This window comes from Streptomyces yerevanensis, from assembly GCF_000716805.1.
In the GTDB taxonomy this organism is placed as follows: Bacteria; Actinomycetota; Actinomycetes; order Streptomycetales; family Streptomycetaceae; genus Streptomyces; species Streptomyces flaveus.
Map to the genome: position 1 here is coordinate 1 of NZ_JNWJ01000284.1, position 242 is coordinate 242.

Annotated in this window: 1 protein-coding gene; it reads left to right on the top strand. The window is 67.8% G+C overall.

The window, feature by feature from the left end:
- Positions 1 to 242, top strand: a 242-nt coding sequence (locus OP79_RS49430) for a carbohydrate ABC transporter permease (protein WP_033329996.1), incomplete at both ends; no start/stop codon positions are given.

Consider the following 242-nt stretch of genomic DNA (forward strand, 5'->3'; position numbering starts at 1 on the left):
CCGCGCCTCCCGCTGGCAGCAGTTCCGCCATGTCACCCTGCCCGGCATCCGCGGCACCCTCGTGTTCGTCGCCATGCTCACCTCGGTGCTCTCCTTCCGCGTCTTCGACCAGGTCTACGTCCTCGTCAAAGGCGGCGGCCTCGACGAGGACGCCGCCCGCACCGTGATGTACCAGGCCGTCACCACCGCCTTCGACCAGAACAACATCGGCCAGGCGTCCGCGATCACCGTCGTCTTCTTCC